We start from the raw sequence: 15,820 nt of genomic DNA on the forward strand, positions 1-15,820 counted from the left end.
CTACTCGATTAATCTCAACCTAACCTCAAATTACATTAATAGGGTGGGTCAAAATTCGATGCAAATACGGGTCAAGTTTCGGCACAATTCAATAAAGGTTTGGTCTGATTTCATTGTTTGCCCAACTTCGCAGCTCCTATCTTTCGGGGTGTATAGCATTTCATGATGTCGCGTTCTTCATTCCCTTCAGTGAGACAACCAGAAGGCAAAATATAGTACATATAGTGGCAGCGGTAACCGTTTGCCTTGAAGTCGGAAAAACAATGAATGTAAACCCGTGTCCCTTTACTATGGCTGAGAAGCTTGATACGCAAAACGGCATGAAGAAAAAACGGAAAATTTGCCACTGGCTTAGGTTGGTTGGTGTAAAAGGAAAACCGGTGGTGCTAAAAAGTAGGCCGAAGCCCATCATTGTACCAATGCCGAGTGAGGTTAGCCAAAGCGTGGGAGACGGGTCGAAATACCAGAAGATGGTAAGGCTGTACCAGATGAAATAGCACCAGAGAACAGCACGACCTAATGATAATCGCGATAGATAATCAATCATGGAAGCGGGGCAACAAAGCCGGAAAGGTCTAAGATTGGCAGTTATGGCATGCCGCCAACCTTGCGGCGACGACATGCCAACCGGACGAAAGGTCAAGCTGCGCCCAGAGCGACTTGCTGTTCCAGTAACATGTCAGTCATAGTTTCAAGATTTGGCGCTGTGTATGTGGGCCGTACGCCCATTTCCTCGAATACCGAATTGCGTCGATTTACCCAACATACTGGGAAACCAAAATGTGCGGCTGCCGTTGCGTCCCAAGCATTGGAGGAAACGAACAGCACATTTTCTCGTGGCAGCCCCATACGCGTCTCAGCCAATGCATAGACGCTCGAGTGTGGCTTGAATACTTGCACTGATTCGACACTGATTAAGTCGTCGAAGGCCCAGCCCAATTTCGAGTTCTCTACCACTTGTGAAATGGTCGCAATCGAACCGTTAGAAATGATCCCTAACGGGAAACCCGCGTCACGCAGTCGTTGTAACGCGGCAGGCGTATCTCGGTGTGGCTGAAGGTGCAAGTAGGCATCACTGAGACGGCGGTGTAATGTTTCATCGAGTTTGAGTTCGAAATGAGCGCAGGTGTAGCGGAGCGCATCTTCGGTTGTCTTTTCGAAATTCACATAGCGATCCATCAGGCTTCGTAACCAGGTGTACTCCAGTTGTTTTTGACGCCACAATATTGCGATGGCATCGCCCATCGTGGGATAAACCTCTTCACATAGTTTGCTTACAGACTGAACATCGTACAAGGTTCCATAAAGATCGAAGACGATACTTTTGATATTTTTCATTTACTGCTCTCCTTTGATGTTACGGCTTCCTCGCCGTAAGTTAAATAAATGGATGATTAATGAACTTCAACACCGGTCTGTGCACGGTATAGAACCTCTTCAAAGCGTTCTTCATTGGCTAGGTCCCTACCGCCGAGGAAAGTACCCGCGATCGCCCCTAGAAAGCCGAGGGGCAGGCTGAGAACGGTTGGATTCACGATTGGGAAAATCGCTGTCTTACCCATGAATGCTGGACCGATAAAAGCCAGACCAGCAGCCGATACCAGACCGACCGTGATGCCGCCAATAACACCCGCAGTATTGAAGCGTCTCCAGAACAGCGACAGCACTATGACCGGGAAATTTGCCGACGCCGCGATAGAAATGGCAAGGATTACTAGCACTGCGACATTCACACCTTCAGCTAGTAACCCGAGCGCTGTTGCAATTACGCCGATAGCCAGGGTCGAGAGTTTTGCTACGCGGACTTGATCTGCTTCACTGACTTTGCCGTGGCGGATTACATTCACATACAAGTCGTGTGCTACGGTGCCGGATGTGGCTAGGGTGAGGCCCGCGACTACCGCGAGGATGGTTGCAAAGGCTACCGCGCAGACTACCGCGAGGAATATCTCTCCTCCGATTGAGCCGGCGCCACCCCCTAAGGCTTGTGCCAACAGAGGCAGGGCAAGATTGCCGCCTTTGTCGACGGCGCGAATTGCATCCTGACCAACGAAGATCGCGGCGGCAAAGCCAATGAGGGTCGTGGCAAGGAAGAACGAACCCGCCAGGAACATCAGCCAGATGACTGATTTCCGTGCAGTCTTTGCGTCAGGCACGGTGAAGAATCTCGTCATGATGTGTGGAAGGCCAGCAGTACCGACGATCAGACTGAGTGACAGCGAAAATGCGTCCAGTGGATGTTTCAGATAATTGCCGGGCGCGAGCATCTGCAGACCGTATTTGTCTTCCGCAGTGGAAAATAACTTAAGCGGGTTAAAGCCAACTTTCGCCAACAGCCAAGTCACCAGTACGGTAGCAGTGGCCAACAATAGTACAGCCTTGATGATCTGCACCCAGGTAGTGGCGATCATGCCTCCGAAGCGTACGTACACTACCATGCCGATGCCAACGAAGATAACCGCGGTGGAATAGGGCACACCGAGCAGCAATTTCATCAGTGCACCGGCTCCCGCAAGTTGCGGAATCATGTAAGCCACATTGACGATAGCCGTGCCGACTACTGCAGCGAGACGCGCTTGCGGGCGTTGCATTCGGTAGGCGATGACATCACCCAATGTGAAACGTCCTGTGTTACGGATCGGCTCTGCTACGACCATCAAGATCAGCAGAAAGGCTGCCAGCGCCGAGACGGCGTAAAGCGATCCGTCCATGCCGTATAAGGCAGTCAAACCGGTAAAGCCGAGAAAGGCTGCAGCGCTCATCCAGTCGCCGGCGAGGGCAAAGCCATTTTCTTTGGCCGACAGGTTGCCGCCAGCCGCATAGAATTCGCTGGTGGTATTGGTACGCCGCGCAGCCCAGTAAGTTACTACTAGCGTGAGTGACAGGATCAACACAAAAATGCCAAGTGTGAGGAGCTTCATGATTGGTTGCTCCTTGCGTGCTTGGCGCCAACCATGGCGTTGACCTTTCTATCAAAGATATTGTTGGCGGCCCGTACATACAACACGGCCGCCGCCCAGCAGACTAGGTAGGCCAGCAGGATCAGGAAGAATCCAATATTGAGCGCCCCTACGAGCTTGGTTGACATCAGCGGCCTGGCGAATCCCGCTAGCAGCGTGAGACAAAAAAAGAAACCGAGGCTGACCACTAGCAAGGGACCTACGATGCGTTTTTTTGCCTGCATCAAATCGCGAAATCCTGGTGAACTGCAGGATTGTAAATATTGCGTGTGAGGTGGGGCGGTGAGCGGTTCGTGCTCGGTGAGTAATAAATTTGCAGCCATTTCCGTGTCTCCTGATGTGAAGTTATGCCTCTCGTGCCTCTAACGGGCAATTGACGGCATCACTCCTTTAGCAGTCTTCGTGCCAAATGCATAAGTCATTGATTTGTAAGAAAAAGAAGATGGATGTGGAAAATTTTATTGAGAAAAATAGAAAAATATGAGTCAAAGTAGAATCAATGTGAGTCATAGAAGAATCACATTGAATAAATTAGATTATTTCTGGTTTTAACCTAATTTATTTAGAGTAAAGAAGGAGTTCCCATACTTTTACAAATTGATTCATAATTGAATCAGCGGCAAATTTGCATTTGTAGAAAGTTCGTTTCTAACCCTGGAGGTTTCATGTCGCCATCACCTCAAGCCCTTGCTGCCCTGTTGTCGCGGCTGCCCATCGGTATCATTACGCGGCAACGAGACGGGTCTGTCTGGTTTAATGATTTCTTCGGCACCCATCATCCAAAATTTGCATCGATTGATGTTCCTGCCCTTGATCAATGGCTTAGCGGTGGCATAGCACCGATAGGTATGGTCGAAGTTGAGGGGGAGCAATATCAGGCTGAATGTGAGGTGCTTGAAGAAAGTGAAGCGCTGTTATTGTGGCCGACCGCCACCGCAGTGAAGTTCGCGCCGCAGATGCAGCAGCTTGAACAGATGTACCAGGATTTCCGAGAGATTTATCGCAATTCATTTGACGGCATTTTTATCGCAGATGGCATGGGTAACACCTTAATGGTTAATGAGGGGTGTGAGCGCAATTACGGAGTGTCAGCCAGTGAAATGATTGGTCGACACGTGTCGGAATTTCAGCGTAGTGGCCTGATCAGTCCTGTCATCGCCATGCGCGTGATTGAGAGTCGTCAGCGTATCAGTGCCGTACAGGAAACGAGCATCGGTAAGACCATTATGGTTACGGGCATTCCCTTGTTAGACGATCAAGGTGCGGTACGCAAGGTCATTATTAATTCACGCGATACGACTGAACTTATTCAATTGCAGGAGGAGTTGGCGCGAGCTCGGGAAAAACTACATCGCTTCGAAATGGAGGTAAGCCAGCTACGTATGGGTAATCCCGCTATCGCTGGCCTTATTACACGCAGTCCTGCCATGCAGCAAATTACCGCACTTGCTCAAAAGGTTGCGAAGGTGAATGCGACTGTATTGATTACGGGGGAATCCGGTGCTGGCAAGGAGGTGCTGACTCGCCTGATTCACAAGGAAAGTGCGCATCACAAGGGGCCCTTTGTGAAAATCAACTGTGGCGCCATTCCGCGAGACCTGCTGGAGTCTGAACTGTTTGGTTACGAAGCGGGTGCCTTCACTGGAGCACAACGTCAGGGCAAGGTTGGCATGATCGAAGTGGCCGACAAAGGTACACTGTTCCTTGATGAGATTGGTGAATTACCATTAGATTTGCAAGTCAAACTCCTGCAGGTCTTGCAAGATCGCACGTTGACACGCTTGGGCGGAACGCGGCCGATCCATGTCGATGTCAGAGTAGTAGCGGCAACTAATCGTGATTTACAGGTGATGGTAGATGCACGCCAGTTCCGCAGTGATCTCTTTTATCGACTTAATGTGGTGCCGCTCCACGTGCCACCGTTGCGTGAGCGGCGTGAAGACATATTGCCATTGATCCAGCATTTTCTGGATGAACTCAATGCGCAATACGACTTTGATAAAAGACTTTCGGAGCAGGCTTTGGCGGCACTACTTGACTACGACTGGCCAGGAAACGTACGTGAGTTGCGTAACATGGTTGAACGACTAGTTGTGACGGCACCGGAATCGTTGATTCGGTCGGACAGTTTGCCGACGCTGCTGCGTCCAACTGAACTCGAAGGCGATATGGCAAATCTCGATATCAAGGCACGCTCTGCACATTTTGAACGTAAAATCGTGCAGGAGGCAGTAGAGCGCTATGGCAGCACGCGTGCGGCTGCTAAACATCTGCAGATAAGCCAATCAACCGTAGTTCGGCGGCTTAAGATGGATTGATGTTGGCGCAGTTATGGGCGCTCGTTCCTGCGGCGCGCGCTCTTTAAGGCTCCGAGACATACCAACACAATACATGTGGCTCGATCAATCGGCCAAATAAGGTTGCAATTGATAGTCCGAGCAAGTACCAGAAGCTAACAAAGGGCGTGGCTGTTTCTAGGCAATGTATTCTGACAATTTTTTGCATCATGGCCTTTGAATATTGGATTGCGGACCTTGGAAAGACGCCTGAAGGAGGGAAATCGATGCCGCTAACAGTACAAGATCCTTAAGAAGGAATTGGCCAGGCATAGCTCCAATAGCTGGAAAGCCACCAGCCGTTACCTCTGCTACACCGGGTGTGCTAAAGAAAAAAGTGAACGTGATTAGATAGGTCGCAGCTGACATGGCCGCGCCCAATGCTGAGAAGATGGGTTGGAAAGCTCCCAAAATCAGGGCAGCTGCAGTGGATAATTCAAGTACACCGATAACGTAACTTGTTCCTTGAATTCCAAATAGAGAATGCAACCAACTCATAACAGGACTGTTGGCGATGAATGGAGCGATGGCATTCGCTTCGTAAGAAGTAAATTTCATTCCACCAAACCAAAGAAAGACGATGATCAATGCCCATCTGAGCAAGGCCAGAGACGAGAGCGATCCGACACTTTTTTCGGCGATTTGTAGACGTGTTTGATTTGTGCAGATGTTCATTTTTTGGTTTCCCTTTTAGTTGTTGATTGGATGGTTAGAAGCCTCTACTTTAGGTCACTCTGATACCTGTTTCGAGACTGCATTTGCTCAATAAAATTCCGAAAAGGATCAAGTAACGAATCAATCCATTCAACATCGGTACGGCACCGATGGCCGATATCATTAAGTAAGATGAAGGGGAGTCTAGTTCACGGTGGCGATGAATCTTTCGTGACCGATGCCTTTGTCAACTTGCGGGCGCGTGCAATGTCACCGGAGATAGCGGTGCGCTGTGGGTCTCCCTCAGGTAGGGTGGCTACCAAACGTTCCCAGTAGTTGACTGCCTCGGCGTAGTGACCCGCCTGTAACGCTGCCATGCCTCGCAGTTTCAGACTGGCTGCTTCTTGCGGGTTGCTAGCCAGAGCTTCATCGGTCAGTGCCTGTAGTTGGGGCGTCCATTGCTTATCGCCTGCGAAATACAATGCCTGGGCCCAACGTCCCAACAGTTCGGACGGTCGCCCCGCCAAAGTGGCGGCACGTTCGAACGCTCGGGCTGCATCGACCATGCGTTCTTCCTTCATGTAGGCGCGCCCCAGCAATGACCAACCTTCGGCCGACTCGGGCGATGTGGCTAACAATGTTTCCAGACTCGCAGTTATTTTTTCGATATCTGGATTCGAACTTCCCGTGTGTTGGCGCGCCTGTACAAGTTGATCCAGTGAGCCCCAGTGTAGGTACAGTACTAGCGCAAGTAACGGGGTCGACAGTGCCGCAATCAGCGGAATGGCTCGACCCAGGGAAGTGCCGGCGGCATGCTCAGGATCCTGCGCATCGTCCAGCAGATTGCGGACTGCCTCGACCCGTCGCGCTTCGAATTGCATCGCGTCGAGGGTGTCAGTGCCATGCTGTGTTTCTAATTCGCGCAGACGTTCGCGGTAAAGTCCAACATTCAAATGGGTGCGATTAACGTCGACACGCCTGCGAGGAAGGCGCAGTTGTGGCACCAAAATAAAAGCTAGAGCTGCTGCGAACAGTAGTCCCGCGTAGAGCCAAAAAATGGTCATGAATCTTGCTCGATAGGTGGATTCGTCTTTTGCAGCAGATCGGCCAGGCGACGCTGTTCGGTATTGGACAATGCGTTTCCGGCTACCCGACGTCGGCGCCGGCTTGCGACGATGGCAGCTATGGCCGCGCCTCCAATGAGCAATAACGTAGCCGGACCTAACCACAGCAGCGCTGTCCGGGAGGATAGTGGGGGGTCGTATAGTACGAAATCGCCGTAGCGCGAGACCATGAAGTCAATGATCTGTTCGTCGCTTTGACCTGCACCCAGCATGCGATAGATCTCGCCGCGTAAATCGCTGGCGATGGGCGAACTTGATTCCGCAATGTTTTGGTTCTGACACTTGGGACAGCGCAGTATCGAAGTCAGATCGTGATAGCGCTGGCGTTGGCTGTCGTTGGCAAATTCACGCGTGTCGATGGCGGCTTGGCTACTACCTAGTAGCCCAAGGCCGAGAACAATCGCTATGATCAAGCGCTTCATGGCGCAACTTCCTGCAGCAACTTGTTGTAAATGGGGGCCAGTTCTTCGTCCCAAACATGCTGATCAATGATGCCAACGTACTTGTCACGAATAATGCCTTGGGCGTCGATGAAAAAAGTCTCGGGCGCGCCATATACGCCAAGGTCCAAACCCAATGTGCCGGCCGCATCCTCTATATTTAGCCGGTACGGGTTGTGCAAGGTACGCAACCAATGTTGTGCCGCATCCCGGTCGTCCTTGTAGTTAACACCGTAGATCGCAACACCCTGATTGGCCAGTTTGGTCAACAGGGGGTGTTCCTGACGGCAGGATGTACACCATGTCGCCCAGACGTTGACCAATGCCGGTTTTCCCTTGAGGTCGTCGCGTGTCAACATGTGCGATGTGTCGTCGAGAGACGGCAGCGCGAAGCTGGGGAAGGGCTTGCCGACTAGTGCGGAGGGCAACCGGGTTGGATCGAGGAACAGGCCGCGATAGAGCAGTACCACGATGGATAGGAATAAGGCCAGCGGCAACAGCAGCATCAATCGCTTCATGGCTGTACTCCAGTCATGTGCGTGTCCGAATCCAGTTGGCGTTTTCCGGTGCGATAGCGTCGGTCAGTGGCTGCTAGCATGCCGCCCAAAGCCATCAGCAACGCGCCGAGCCAGATCCAGCGCACGAACGGCTTAATCTGTATTCGAACTGCCCAGGCGCCGTCAGCTAGCGGTTCACCCAGAGCCACGAACAGGTCACGGGTGACGCCGGCCTGAATTCCTGCCTCGGTCATGGTGGCCTGTTGGACTTGGTAAATACGTTTTTCGGGATACATCACGGCGACCTCACGGCTGTCACGAAAGACGCGTACGCTGCCACGATCAGTGACGTAATTGGGGCCTTGGAGCCGAGTCGTGCCTTCGAATAAAAAGTAATAGCCGCCCAGGTCGATGGCTGTGCCCGGCGCCATGCGCAGTTCTCTCTCGAGACTGCCGACGGTGGCTAGTACAGCGGCCAACGCACATACAGCGAAGCCCAAGTGGGCCAGTTGCATGCCCCAATAGCTACGACCCAATGTCGGCAGACCTTTGAGTAGTCCCTTGTGACGCGTTTTGTCGAAGATGTCGCGTAGGCCTGCCAACACGACCCAAGCAGCCAGCAAGCAGCTTCCCGCCACTACCCAACTCGATCGGTCCTGCAGCGTCGCAATGGTCAGTGCAATCAACAGACTGACTACCAATATTGGGAAGAGCATGCGCGCCAGCCAGCGCACCGGCGTGTCTTTCCAGCGTGTGAACATGCCGATGGCAACTGCGACCATCACCAGTGCCATTAGTGGAACGAACATGGCATTGAAGTAGGGTGGGCCGACAGACAGTTTGGCACCGGTTAGCGCATCGAGAATTAGAGGGTAGAGTGTGCCTAGAAGGATCATGGCCGCTGCTACTGATAGCAGGAGGTTGTTCACCAATAATAGTGTCTCGCGCGACAAGATTCCGAAGCCGGCCTGACTCTTGACGACCGGTGCTCGCAACGCAAATAACGTAAGCGAACCGCCTACTACCACCAGTAGAAATACCAGCACGAATACGCCGCGTGCAGGATCGGTAGCAAAGGCATGAACGGAGGTCAACACGCCTGAACGAACTAGGAAAGTGCCCAACAAACTCAGTGAGAATGCAGCGATCGCAAGTAGTACGGTCCAACTCTTGAACACGCCGCGTTTTTCAGTTGCCGCAAGAGAGTGAATCAGTGCTGCTCCCACTAGCCACGGCATGAATGAGGCGTTCTCGACTGGATCCCAGAACCACCAACTACCCCAGCCAAGCTCTGCATAAGCCCACCATGATCCAAGAGCGATACCCACACCTAGAAATGCCCAAGCCACGGTTGTCCAAGGGCGAGACCAGCGTGCCCAAGCGGCGTCGAGTTTACCTTCGATCAGGGCCGCGATAGCAAATGCGAACGCCACCGAGAAACCGACGTAGCCCATGTAGAGTATGGGTGGATGGACGATTAAGCCGATGTCTTGTAGCAGGGGATTAAGGTCACGACCATCAATGGGGACATTGGGCAATAGGCGGATGAAAGGATTGGAGGTGTCGATCAGGAACAGCAGAAAGCCAGAGCTGATCATACCCATCACGGCCAAAACTCGTGCCAGCATCGCCGCGGGTAATTGGCGGGCACCGATTGACACCGCAAATGTCCAACAGGCCTGTATCAAAACCCATAACAGGAGCGAACCTTCGTGTGCGGCCCAAATCGCGCTGAGCTTGTAGTACCAGGGTAGCCTACTGTTGGAGTTTTGTGCTACATACGCGACCGAGAAGTCGTCGGTCAGGAAAGTATGAGCCAGACAAGCGAATGAAAACACTAGGAACGCAAGTTGACCCCAAGCAGCCGGTCTTGCCAGCGCCATCCAGCACCAATCATCGCGCCACGCGCCGACCAGTGGAATGGTGGCTTGAACTAGAGCGAAGCATAGTGCCAAGATCAGGGCTAATAGCCCGAGTTCAGGGATCATCGAGCGGACTCCGGGTTGTCGCGCGGCAGATGGCCATTTGCCCCAGCTTGTTTGAGCGCATGCATGGCTTCGGGCGGCATGTAGTTCTCGTCGTGCTTGGCCAGTACCTCATCGGCTTGCAAAACACCGTCGGGGTCGAGTTTTCCCAACGCGACAATGCCCTGACCCTCGCGGAACAAGTCAGGTAGGATGCCTTGGTAGCGCACGATGATGCTACGGCTGCCGTCGGTGACGCTGAATCGCAGTGTCAACGAGTCTTGGCTGCGCTTTAGTGATCCTGTCTCTACGAGGCCGCCTGCGCGAATGCGAGCACCCTGCGGCGCCTCACCAGCTGCGATCTGACTCGGGGTGTAAAACAAGTTGATGTTTTCTCGCAGAGCGGCGAGTGCTAAAGCCGCGGCAGCACTGACACCACAGACCAAGGCCAGTATCCAGTACAGACGTTTTTTTCGAACAGGTGTCATGGCAGCCTTTCCCGATGTTGGCGACGCGCCAGTTCGTTTAAATAGCGGCGGCGAGCCAACAGTGGCAAAACCACGTTCAATGCCAACAGTGCCATGCACAAGCCGTAGGCGCTCCAGACGTAGCCGCCATGGTTGCCCATGATGAGAAAATCAGAGAACGATGTAAACCTAGTCATGTCCGGTCCTTGAGTAGTCGGGCGATTTCGTCGGTAGCCCAGCGGCTACCGGCTTCGCGCCGCAGCACTTCTAGGCGCATTCGTACAAACAGCACAGCCGCGAAGAAACAATAGAAACCCAGCACGCTCAACAGTAGTGGCAGCCACATCTGTACAGGCATGGCTGGCTTCTCTGATAACGAAAAACTGGCGGATTGGTGCAGAGTGTTCCACCATTCGACCGAATATTTGATGATGGGAATGTTGACGACACCAACCACGGCGAGCAGCGCACAAGCTCGAGCGGCACTGTCGCGATTGGTGATTGCTTGGCCCAACGCAATAACGCCCAGATATAGAAATAGCAAAATGAGCATGGAGGTCAGGCGCGCGTCCCATACCCAATAGGCACCCCACGTGGGTTTGCCCCAAATAGCTCCCGAGATTAGCGCGATGGCCGTCATCCAGGCACCGACGGGGGCGGCCTGTCGTAGGGCCACATCCGCCAGCTTTATTTTCCAAATCAAGCCGATGATGCCGGCCGCCGCCAGCATGACGTAAATGGATTGGGCCAGCAGTGCCGTCGGCACATGGATATAGATAATTCGGAAACTATTACCCTGTTGGTAGTCAGGAGGAGCAAATACCAGCCCCCATGTCAGGGCAACGGTGAGTAGCAATGTGCTGGCGATGATTAGCCACGGCATGCATTTGCCGCTCATGTCGTAGAACCATTTGGGCGAGCCCCATTTGTGTAACCAGATCCAGTTCATTTGAGTTGTTCGCGCCTCATTCTGCAATACTGATGGACAGTCCTGCGGCTATAGCAAATGGTGCCAGGGTGATTGTCAGTATGGCGAGACAAGCTAGCCAAAGTAGATGTCCCGCGATGGGGAGATTCTGTAAGGTAGCTTGCAGAACACCACTGCCCAAAATCAGTACCGGGATATACAGCGGCAGGATCAACAAGGCCAGCAATAGTCCCCCGCGTCGCAAGCCAACCGTGAGAGCGGCACCGATTGCACCGAGCAAGCTGAGCACAGGCGTGCCTAGGAACAGCGACAGCATTAGTGCAGGGAGAGAATGGGTCGGCAAGCCGAGCATTAGGGCCAAGAGCGGGGCAAGCACCACCAGTGCAAGACCGCTGCAAAGCCAATGTGCGGATACTTTGGCCAGCACCAGCACCACCAGTGAGTGCGACGAAAGCATCCATTGTTCCAACGAGCCGTCTTCGAAATCGGCGTGGAACAAGCCGTCTAGGGACAACAATACGGCCAGCAGTGCTGCAACCCACAATAATCCCGGTGCAGCGCTTTGCAAAAACTGCGATTGTGGTCCCAGTGCCAGTGGAAATAGGGAAACCACAACGGAGAAAAACACTAACGGGTTCGCAAGGTCTGAGGGCTGGCGGCATAAGAGGCGTAGCTCACTATTGAATAAGGTGATAAAGGTCTTGCTCACGCGGCGTACTGCCCCAAATCGAGATCTTTATAGGCGTATGCTTGCTGGCTGAGTTCGTGGTGTGTAGTTAAGACCACTGTGCCACCGCGGTCACAATGTCTGGCCAAGTGCGCTTCCAATTGCTTCGTACCCGCCTTATCTAGCGCAGTGAAGGGTTCATCTAACAACCACAAAGTTGGCAGATCGGGTAAGTACAGGCGTGCTAACGCGATACGACGTTGCTGTCCAGCGGATAACGCATGACAACGCGTGTCCTCGAAGCCGCGCAATCCGACAGCGAATAGGGCCTGTTCGATTGATGCGTTCGCCCCGTGCATGTGTAAAGCTCCTAGCCAAGCCAAGTTTTCCTCTGCCGTCAAAAGCGCTTTTACGCCGGCAGCATGGCCTATCCAAAGCAATTTGGAAGCGAGGGTACCCCGTTGTCGGACTAGCGCTTGACCGAACAGGTCGACATGTCCGGACACCGGCTGGGTCATGCCACATAGCAATCGCAGCAAGCTGCTTTTGCCGCTACCGTTGGGGCCGCGAATACGCAACATGTCCCCGGTCTGCAATTGGAAAGAAAGTCCTGTGAATAGCCGGCGCTGGTCCCGTTCGCAACTGAGGGTAATTGCCTCAAGCACGGGGCGGGTGGCGTCGAGTTTGATATTCTGAAAGTCGCCAAGGTTTTGCACAGTGTGCTGCATTTATAAGGGAGCGTTTAGGCTGATATTGAATTCGTTGTCACTTTCCCGCTTGCGAAGGATCCAGTTGGGGCGAGGGAAGTGACAGGTGTATCCCTCAGGCCGATTTTCAAGATAATCCTGGTGCACGGACTCGGCTTCCCAGAAGTCTCCGACAGGTTTAACTTCAGTGACTACCTTACCCGGCCATAGGCCTGACGCATTCACGTCAGCGATCGTTTCCTCTGCCACATTTTTCTGGTCGTCGTCTGTATAGAAGATAGCCGAACGGTAGCTTGTACCTACATCGTTACCTTGACGGTCCCAAGTCGTGGGATCGTGAATTTGAAAGAAGTATTCGAGCAGTACCCGATAACTTGTCTGCGTTGTATCGAAAACGATTTCGATAGCCTCTGCGTGACTGCCGTGGTTGCGATAGGTCGCATTCGGCGTGTTACCGCCGGTATAGCCGACACGAGTCGAGATAATGCCGGGAAGCTTACGGATCAAATCCTGCATTCCCCAGAAGCATCCGCCAGCAAGTACAGCACGTTGATGCATGTTAAATTCCTTCTATTTGATCGAGATATTCGCCGTAGCCTTCGCGTTCCATATCATCGCGGTGGATGAAGCGAAGTGACGCGGAATTGATGCAATAACGCAGGCCACCGCGATCAGGAGGGCCATCCGGGAAGACGTGGCCGAGATGGCTATCCCCATGTGATGACCTAACCTCGGTTCTGGTCATCCCATGGGATGTGTCGCGCAGCGCTGTAACATTTGCTGGAACGATAGGCTTGGTGAAACTGGGCCATCCACAACCTGACTCAAATTTGTCCGACGACGCGAAGAGAGGTTCACCCGAGACAACATCCACGTAGATGCCAGGTTCTGTGTGATCGTTGTACTCTCCAGAAAATGCGCGCTCGGTTCCGGATTCTTGAGTGACACGGCGTTGTTCCGCGGTCAGTTGATGTATTGCCTTCTCAGACTTTTTGTACTTCACGATCAACCTCCAATATCTTGCTTGAGTGCCTAGGTGTTACTGTCAGCGCACATGCATCGTCACCAGCTATCGCTGCGCAAATCGGAATCCCGCCTTGTGTGGTCAATGTCGCTTCGATGATGACGTAGACATTGCTTCAACAATCCTTACTATCACCATCGATAATGTTTTAAATACCTTTGCAATGTTTAGGAATATTTACGATGTGGGCAGTGGAAAAGTTCCGAGCGCTCACAGAGCACGAATGATTGTCTTCCCTTTGTGGCGTTCAGTACTATTGAAGACAGCCACAGCATTATCAAGGTTTGAGACGGTACCGATGTTTGTTCGCAATCGGCCCTCTCGCACCCGTTGGACTATTTCATTCAATTGAGTACGGTCTGCTTCAACTACAAAGTCGATTGCTAGCCCATTGTCAGGCCGTACTTCTGGCAACCCGACAAGGGATACTAGTGTTCCACCGGCACGAATCAGGCGCGCCGATCGTTTTCCGATATCACCGCCAATGACATCGAATACCAAATCTACTCCACCGATGTCTTCAAGCGTGTCATGTTCGAGGTCGATAAACTCTTGTGCACCAAAGTCGAGTGCCGTCTGACGATCTGCGGCGCGTCCAGTACCGATGACATAGGCTCCGGCTTCTCGGGCGAGTTGCGTTACCATCGCCCCGACTGCGCCTGCCGCACCATGCGCGAGGATGGACTGACCGGCTTGAACGCGCCCGTGCTGAAACAGTCCTTGCCATGCGGCCAGGCCTGAAATCGGCAGGCTCGCACCGACGGTAAAGTCAACATCACCTGGTAGCGGTGCAAGATTACGTGCCTCGATTGCCACATACTCGGCCAAGGTACCGTCACGATGCCAGTCTGCGAGGCCAAACACCCGTTGCCCCACTGATAGTCCTGTCGTACCGTAACCGAGAGCCGTGACTACTCCGGCCAGTTCGTGTCCAGGAATCGACAGTGTTCGGTTCTGTCCACGGCGATCGACCCAAGTCGAAGGCCATTCCATTTCAGTCGAAACGAATCCCGATGCGTAGATCTGGACAACAACGTCGTTTATCGATGCCTGTGGCTCGGGCCACTCCATCAGTTTCATTCCCGCTATTCCTGCAGTTTTGTCCGTAACTACGATTGCCTTCATCGTTTTCTCCTCTGTACTAATTCGTCGGATGCATGTCACTCCACGCGAAATGCTGAATGGACATATCACTTTAGGTGTAAGAAAAGTTGCTGTTCAATCATTTTTTCATTTGCTGGAAATTCTCCAGAGATAGAAGCCCTGTTCAACTTGGTACGTTACCGCTGGCCGACATGACTTCGTTTCTGAATTGTCTGATACAGAACAACGTCTCGATTTTTAATGACATGTCATCGACGCTATACCTCGTTATCGCTTCAGAGGTGGGTAGCCGTAGCTGTAGATCCAATCTGAAGCTTGTGCCGGCACGTGGCAGGACAAGCAATCCTTCTTGTAATCCGTGGATGTGGTCTTTTTAGGATCAGCTGCATTGAACCAGGACCAACCCCATCCGTCTCCCCAAAGTGTGTTTTTTGGAAAACGACCGACGTCATCTTTCACCATAACGAACCAGCCAACGAGAGTGTCAGCACTGCTTACGGTTCCAGTTGTCATAGGTTTAGTGGTGGTTTTGTATACTTCCTTTACAAGAACCGAGCCATCAGGATAGCGTCCCGTCTTGCGATATGCGGCGATCACTCCAGGAGATGCATAAACCACATGCATCTCCTTTGAGCCAGCGCCCTTTTTTTCCGCTATAGCCCATGTACCTAGCATCTGATAACTGGTTTGATAGTCAGCAGGGACATGCATATTTCCCTGATCATCTACAACTGCTGCTGTTGTCGCGTCAAACTGTGAATGCGGAGCGGTTTGTCCGTAGGCATTGCCGTCGAACATCATGAACATTCCTATTACAGCGACACCCAATGCACCTATGATTTTCATGGCTGATTCCTTATGTTGATGAGCCTATACGTTTAATGCTATTTCAGTCATCCAGGAGTGGGTAGAACTGAGTCCAGACGTCGTCTTTCTTGGCACTCGCAA

The 15,820-nt window shown here is 52.4% G+C and carries 19 protein-coding genes; 1 reads left to right on the forward strand and 18 read right to left on the reverse strand.

The window, feature by feature from the left end; all coding sequences use genetic code 11:
* Positions 1 to 639: 639 nt before the first annotated feature.
* Genes ACFQPC_RS16510 through ACFQPC_RS16520 form a run of 3 tightly spaced genes read right to left on the reverse strand, consistent with a single transcriptional unit; the run spans position 640 to position 3,283 of the window.
* Positions 640 to 1,338 carry a haloacid dehalogenase type II gene (locus tag ACFQPC_RS16510; protein WP_124572317.1) on the reverse strand — a complete coding sequence of 233 codons (699 nt, stop codon included), beginning with the start codon at positions 1,336 to 1,338 and terminating at the stop codon, positions 640 to 642.
* 56 nt (positions 1,339 to 1,394) lie between these two features.
* Positions 1,395 to 2,921, reverse strand: a complete 1,527-nt coding sequence (locus tag ACFQPC_RS16515; RefSeq protein WP_124572318.1) for a solute symporter family protein — start codon at positions 2,919 to 2,921, stop codon at positions 1,395 to 1,397.
* Positions 2,918 to 3,283, reverse strand: coding sequence for a DUF485 domain-containing protein (locus ACFQPC_RS16520; RefSeq protein WP_124572319.1), 366 nt, complete (start codon positions 3,281 to 3,283; stop codon positions 2,918 to 2,920). The genes ACFQPC_RS16515 and ACFQPC_RS16520 overlap by 4 nt, the downstream gene beginning before the upstream one ends.
* Positions 3,284 to 3,625: 342 nt before the next feature.
* On the opposite strand from ACFQPC_RS16520, the gene ACFQPC_RS16525 reads away from it, so the two are divergent.
* On the forward strand, positions 3,626 to 5,278 hold the full coding sequence (locus ACFQPC_RS16525) for a sigma-54 interaction domain-containing protein (RefSeq protein WP_124572320.1): 1,653 nt from the start codon (positions 3,626 to 3,628) through the stop codon (positions 5,276 to 5,278).
* Positions 5,279 to 5,321: 43 nt separating this feature from the next.
* Here the strand turns inward: ACFQPC_RS16525 and ACFQPC_RS16530 are convergent, their stop codons facing one another.
* The 15 genes from ACFQPC_RS16530 to ACFQPC_RS16600 form a co-directional block, all read right to left on the reverse strand.
* Complete coding sequence (locus ACFQPC_RS16530; protein WP_124572321.1) at positions 5,322 to 5,468, reverse strand: NrsF family protein; 147 nt, start codon at positions 5,466 to 5,468, stop codon at positions 5,322 to 5,324.
* Entirely contained in the window at positions 5,465 to 5,971 is a 507-nt protein-coding gene (locus tag ACFQPC_RS16535) for a YkgB family protein (protein WP_124572322.1), read from the reverse strand. Before ACFQPC_RS16535 ends, ACFQPC_RS16530 begins: the two co-directional genes overlap by 4 nt.
* A gap of 188 nt (positions 5,972 to 6,159) precedes the next feature.
* Positions 6,160 to 7,014, reverse strand: a complete 855-nt coding sequence (ccmI, locus tag ACFQPC_RS16540) for a c-type cytochrome biogenesis protein CcmI (protein WP_124572323.1) — start codon at positions 7,012 to 7,014, stop codon at positions 6,160 to 6,162.
* Positions 7,011 to 7,496: a cytochrome c-type biogenesis protein gene (locus tag ACFQPC_RS16545; RefSeq protein WP_124572324.1), complete on the reverse strand. Its 486-nt coding sequence runs from the start codon at positions 7,494 to 7,496 to the stop codon at positions 7,011 to 7,013. The genes ccmI and ACFQPC_RS16545 overlap by 4 nt, the downstream gene beginning before the upstream one ends.
* Positions 7,493 to 8,032 (reverse strand): DsbE family thiol:disulfide interchange protein, encoded by a 540-nt coding sequence (locus ACFQPC_RS16550; RefSeq protein ID WP_124572325.1) that lies wholly within the window; start codon positions 8,030 to 8,032, stop codon positions 7,493 to 7,495. Before ACFQPC_RS16550 ends, ACFQPC_RS16545 begins: the two co-directional genes overlap by 4 nt.
* Positions 8,029 to 9,999 (reverse strand): heme lyase CcmF/NrfE family subunit, encoded by a 1,971-nt coding sequence (locus ACFQPC_RS16555; RefSeq protein WP_124572326.1) that lies wholly within the window; start codon positions 9,997 to 9,999, stop codon positions 8,029 to 8,031. Before ACFQPC_RS16555 ends, ACFQPC_RS16550 begins: the two co-directional genes overlap by 4 nt.
* Complete coding sequence (ccmE, locus tag ACFQPC_RS16560; RefSeq protein ID WP_124572327.1) at positions 9,996 to 10,463, reverse strand: cytochrome c maturation protein CcmE; 468 nt, start codon at positions 10,461 to 10,463, stop codon at positions 9,996 to 9,998. The genes ACFQPC_RS16555 and ccmE overlap by 4 nt, the downstream gene beginning before the upstream one ends.
* On the reverse strand, positions 10,460 to 10,639 hold the full coding sequence (ccmD, locus tag ACFQPC_RS16565; protein ID WP_124572328.1) for a heme exporter protein CcmD: 180 nt from the start codon (positions 10,637 to 10,639) through the stop codon (positions 10,460 to 10,462). The genes ccmE and ccmD overlap by 4 nt, the downstream gene beginning before the upstream one ends.
* Positions 10,636 to 11,391, reverse strand: a complete 756-nt coding sequence (locus ACFQPC_RS16570) for a heme ABC transporter permease (RefSeq protein ID WP_124572329.1) — start codon at positions 11,389 to 11,391, stop codon at positions 10,636 to 10,638. Before ACFQPC_RS16570 ends, ccmD begins: the two co-directional genes overlap by 4 nt.
* 16 nt (positions 11,392 to 11,407) lie before the next feature.
* Positions 11,408 to 12,079 (reverse strand): heme exporter protein CcmB, encoded by a 672-nt coding sequence (gene ccmB / locus ACFQPC_RS16575; RefSeq protein ID WP_124572330.1) that lies wholly within the window; start codon positions 12,077 to 12,079, stop codon positions 11,408 to 11,410.
* Complete coding sequence (gene ccmA / locus ACFQPC_RS16580) at positions 12,076 to 12,753, reverse strand: cytochrome c biogenesis heme-transporting ATPase CcmA (RefSeq protein WP_233588228.1); 678 nt, start codon at positions 12,751 to 12,753, stop codon at positions 12,076 to 12,078. Before ccmA ends, ccmB begins: the two co-directional genes overlap by 4 nt.
* A 12-nt stretch (positions 12,754 to 12,765) precedes the next feature.
* Positions 12,766 to 13,302 (reverse strand): peptide-methionine (S)-S-oxide reductase MsrA, encoded by a 537-nt coding sequence (msrA, locus tag ACFQPC_RS16585; RefSeq protein WP_124572332.1) that lies wholly within the window; start codon positions 13,300 to 13,302, stop codon positions 12,766 to 12,768.
* 1 nt (position 13,303) lies between these two features.
* The gene (gene msrB / locus ACFQPC_RS16590; RefSeq protein ID WP_124572333.1) at positions 13,304 to 13,747 is read right to left on the reverse strand and encodes a peptide-methionine (R)-S-oxide reductase MsrB; all 444 of its coding nucleotides are present in this window, start codon (positions 13,745 to 13,747) and stop codon (positions 13,304 to 13,306) included.
* A 231-nt stretch (positions 13,748 to 13,978) separates the two neighbouring features.
* Entirely contained in the window at positions 13,979 to 14,893 is a 915-nt protein-coding gene (locus ACFQPC_RS16595) for an NADP-dependent oxidoreductase (protein WP_124572334.1), read from the reverse strand.
* Positions 14,894 to 15,139: 246 nt separating this feature from the next.
* Positions 15,140 to 15,718, reverse strand: coding sequence for a cytochrome P460 family protein (locus ACFQPC_RS16600; RefSeq protein ID WP_124572335.1), 579 nt, complete (start codon positions 15,716 to 15,718; stop codon positions 15,140 to 15,142).
* Positions 15,719 to 15,820: the final 102 nt, after the last annotated feature.

The sequence above is a fragment of the Herminiimonas glaciei genome (assembly GCF_042664955.1).
Lineage (GTDB): Bacteria > Pseudomonadota > Gammaproteobacteria > Burkholderiales > Burkholderiaceae_D > Oxalicibacterium > Oxalicibacterium glaciei.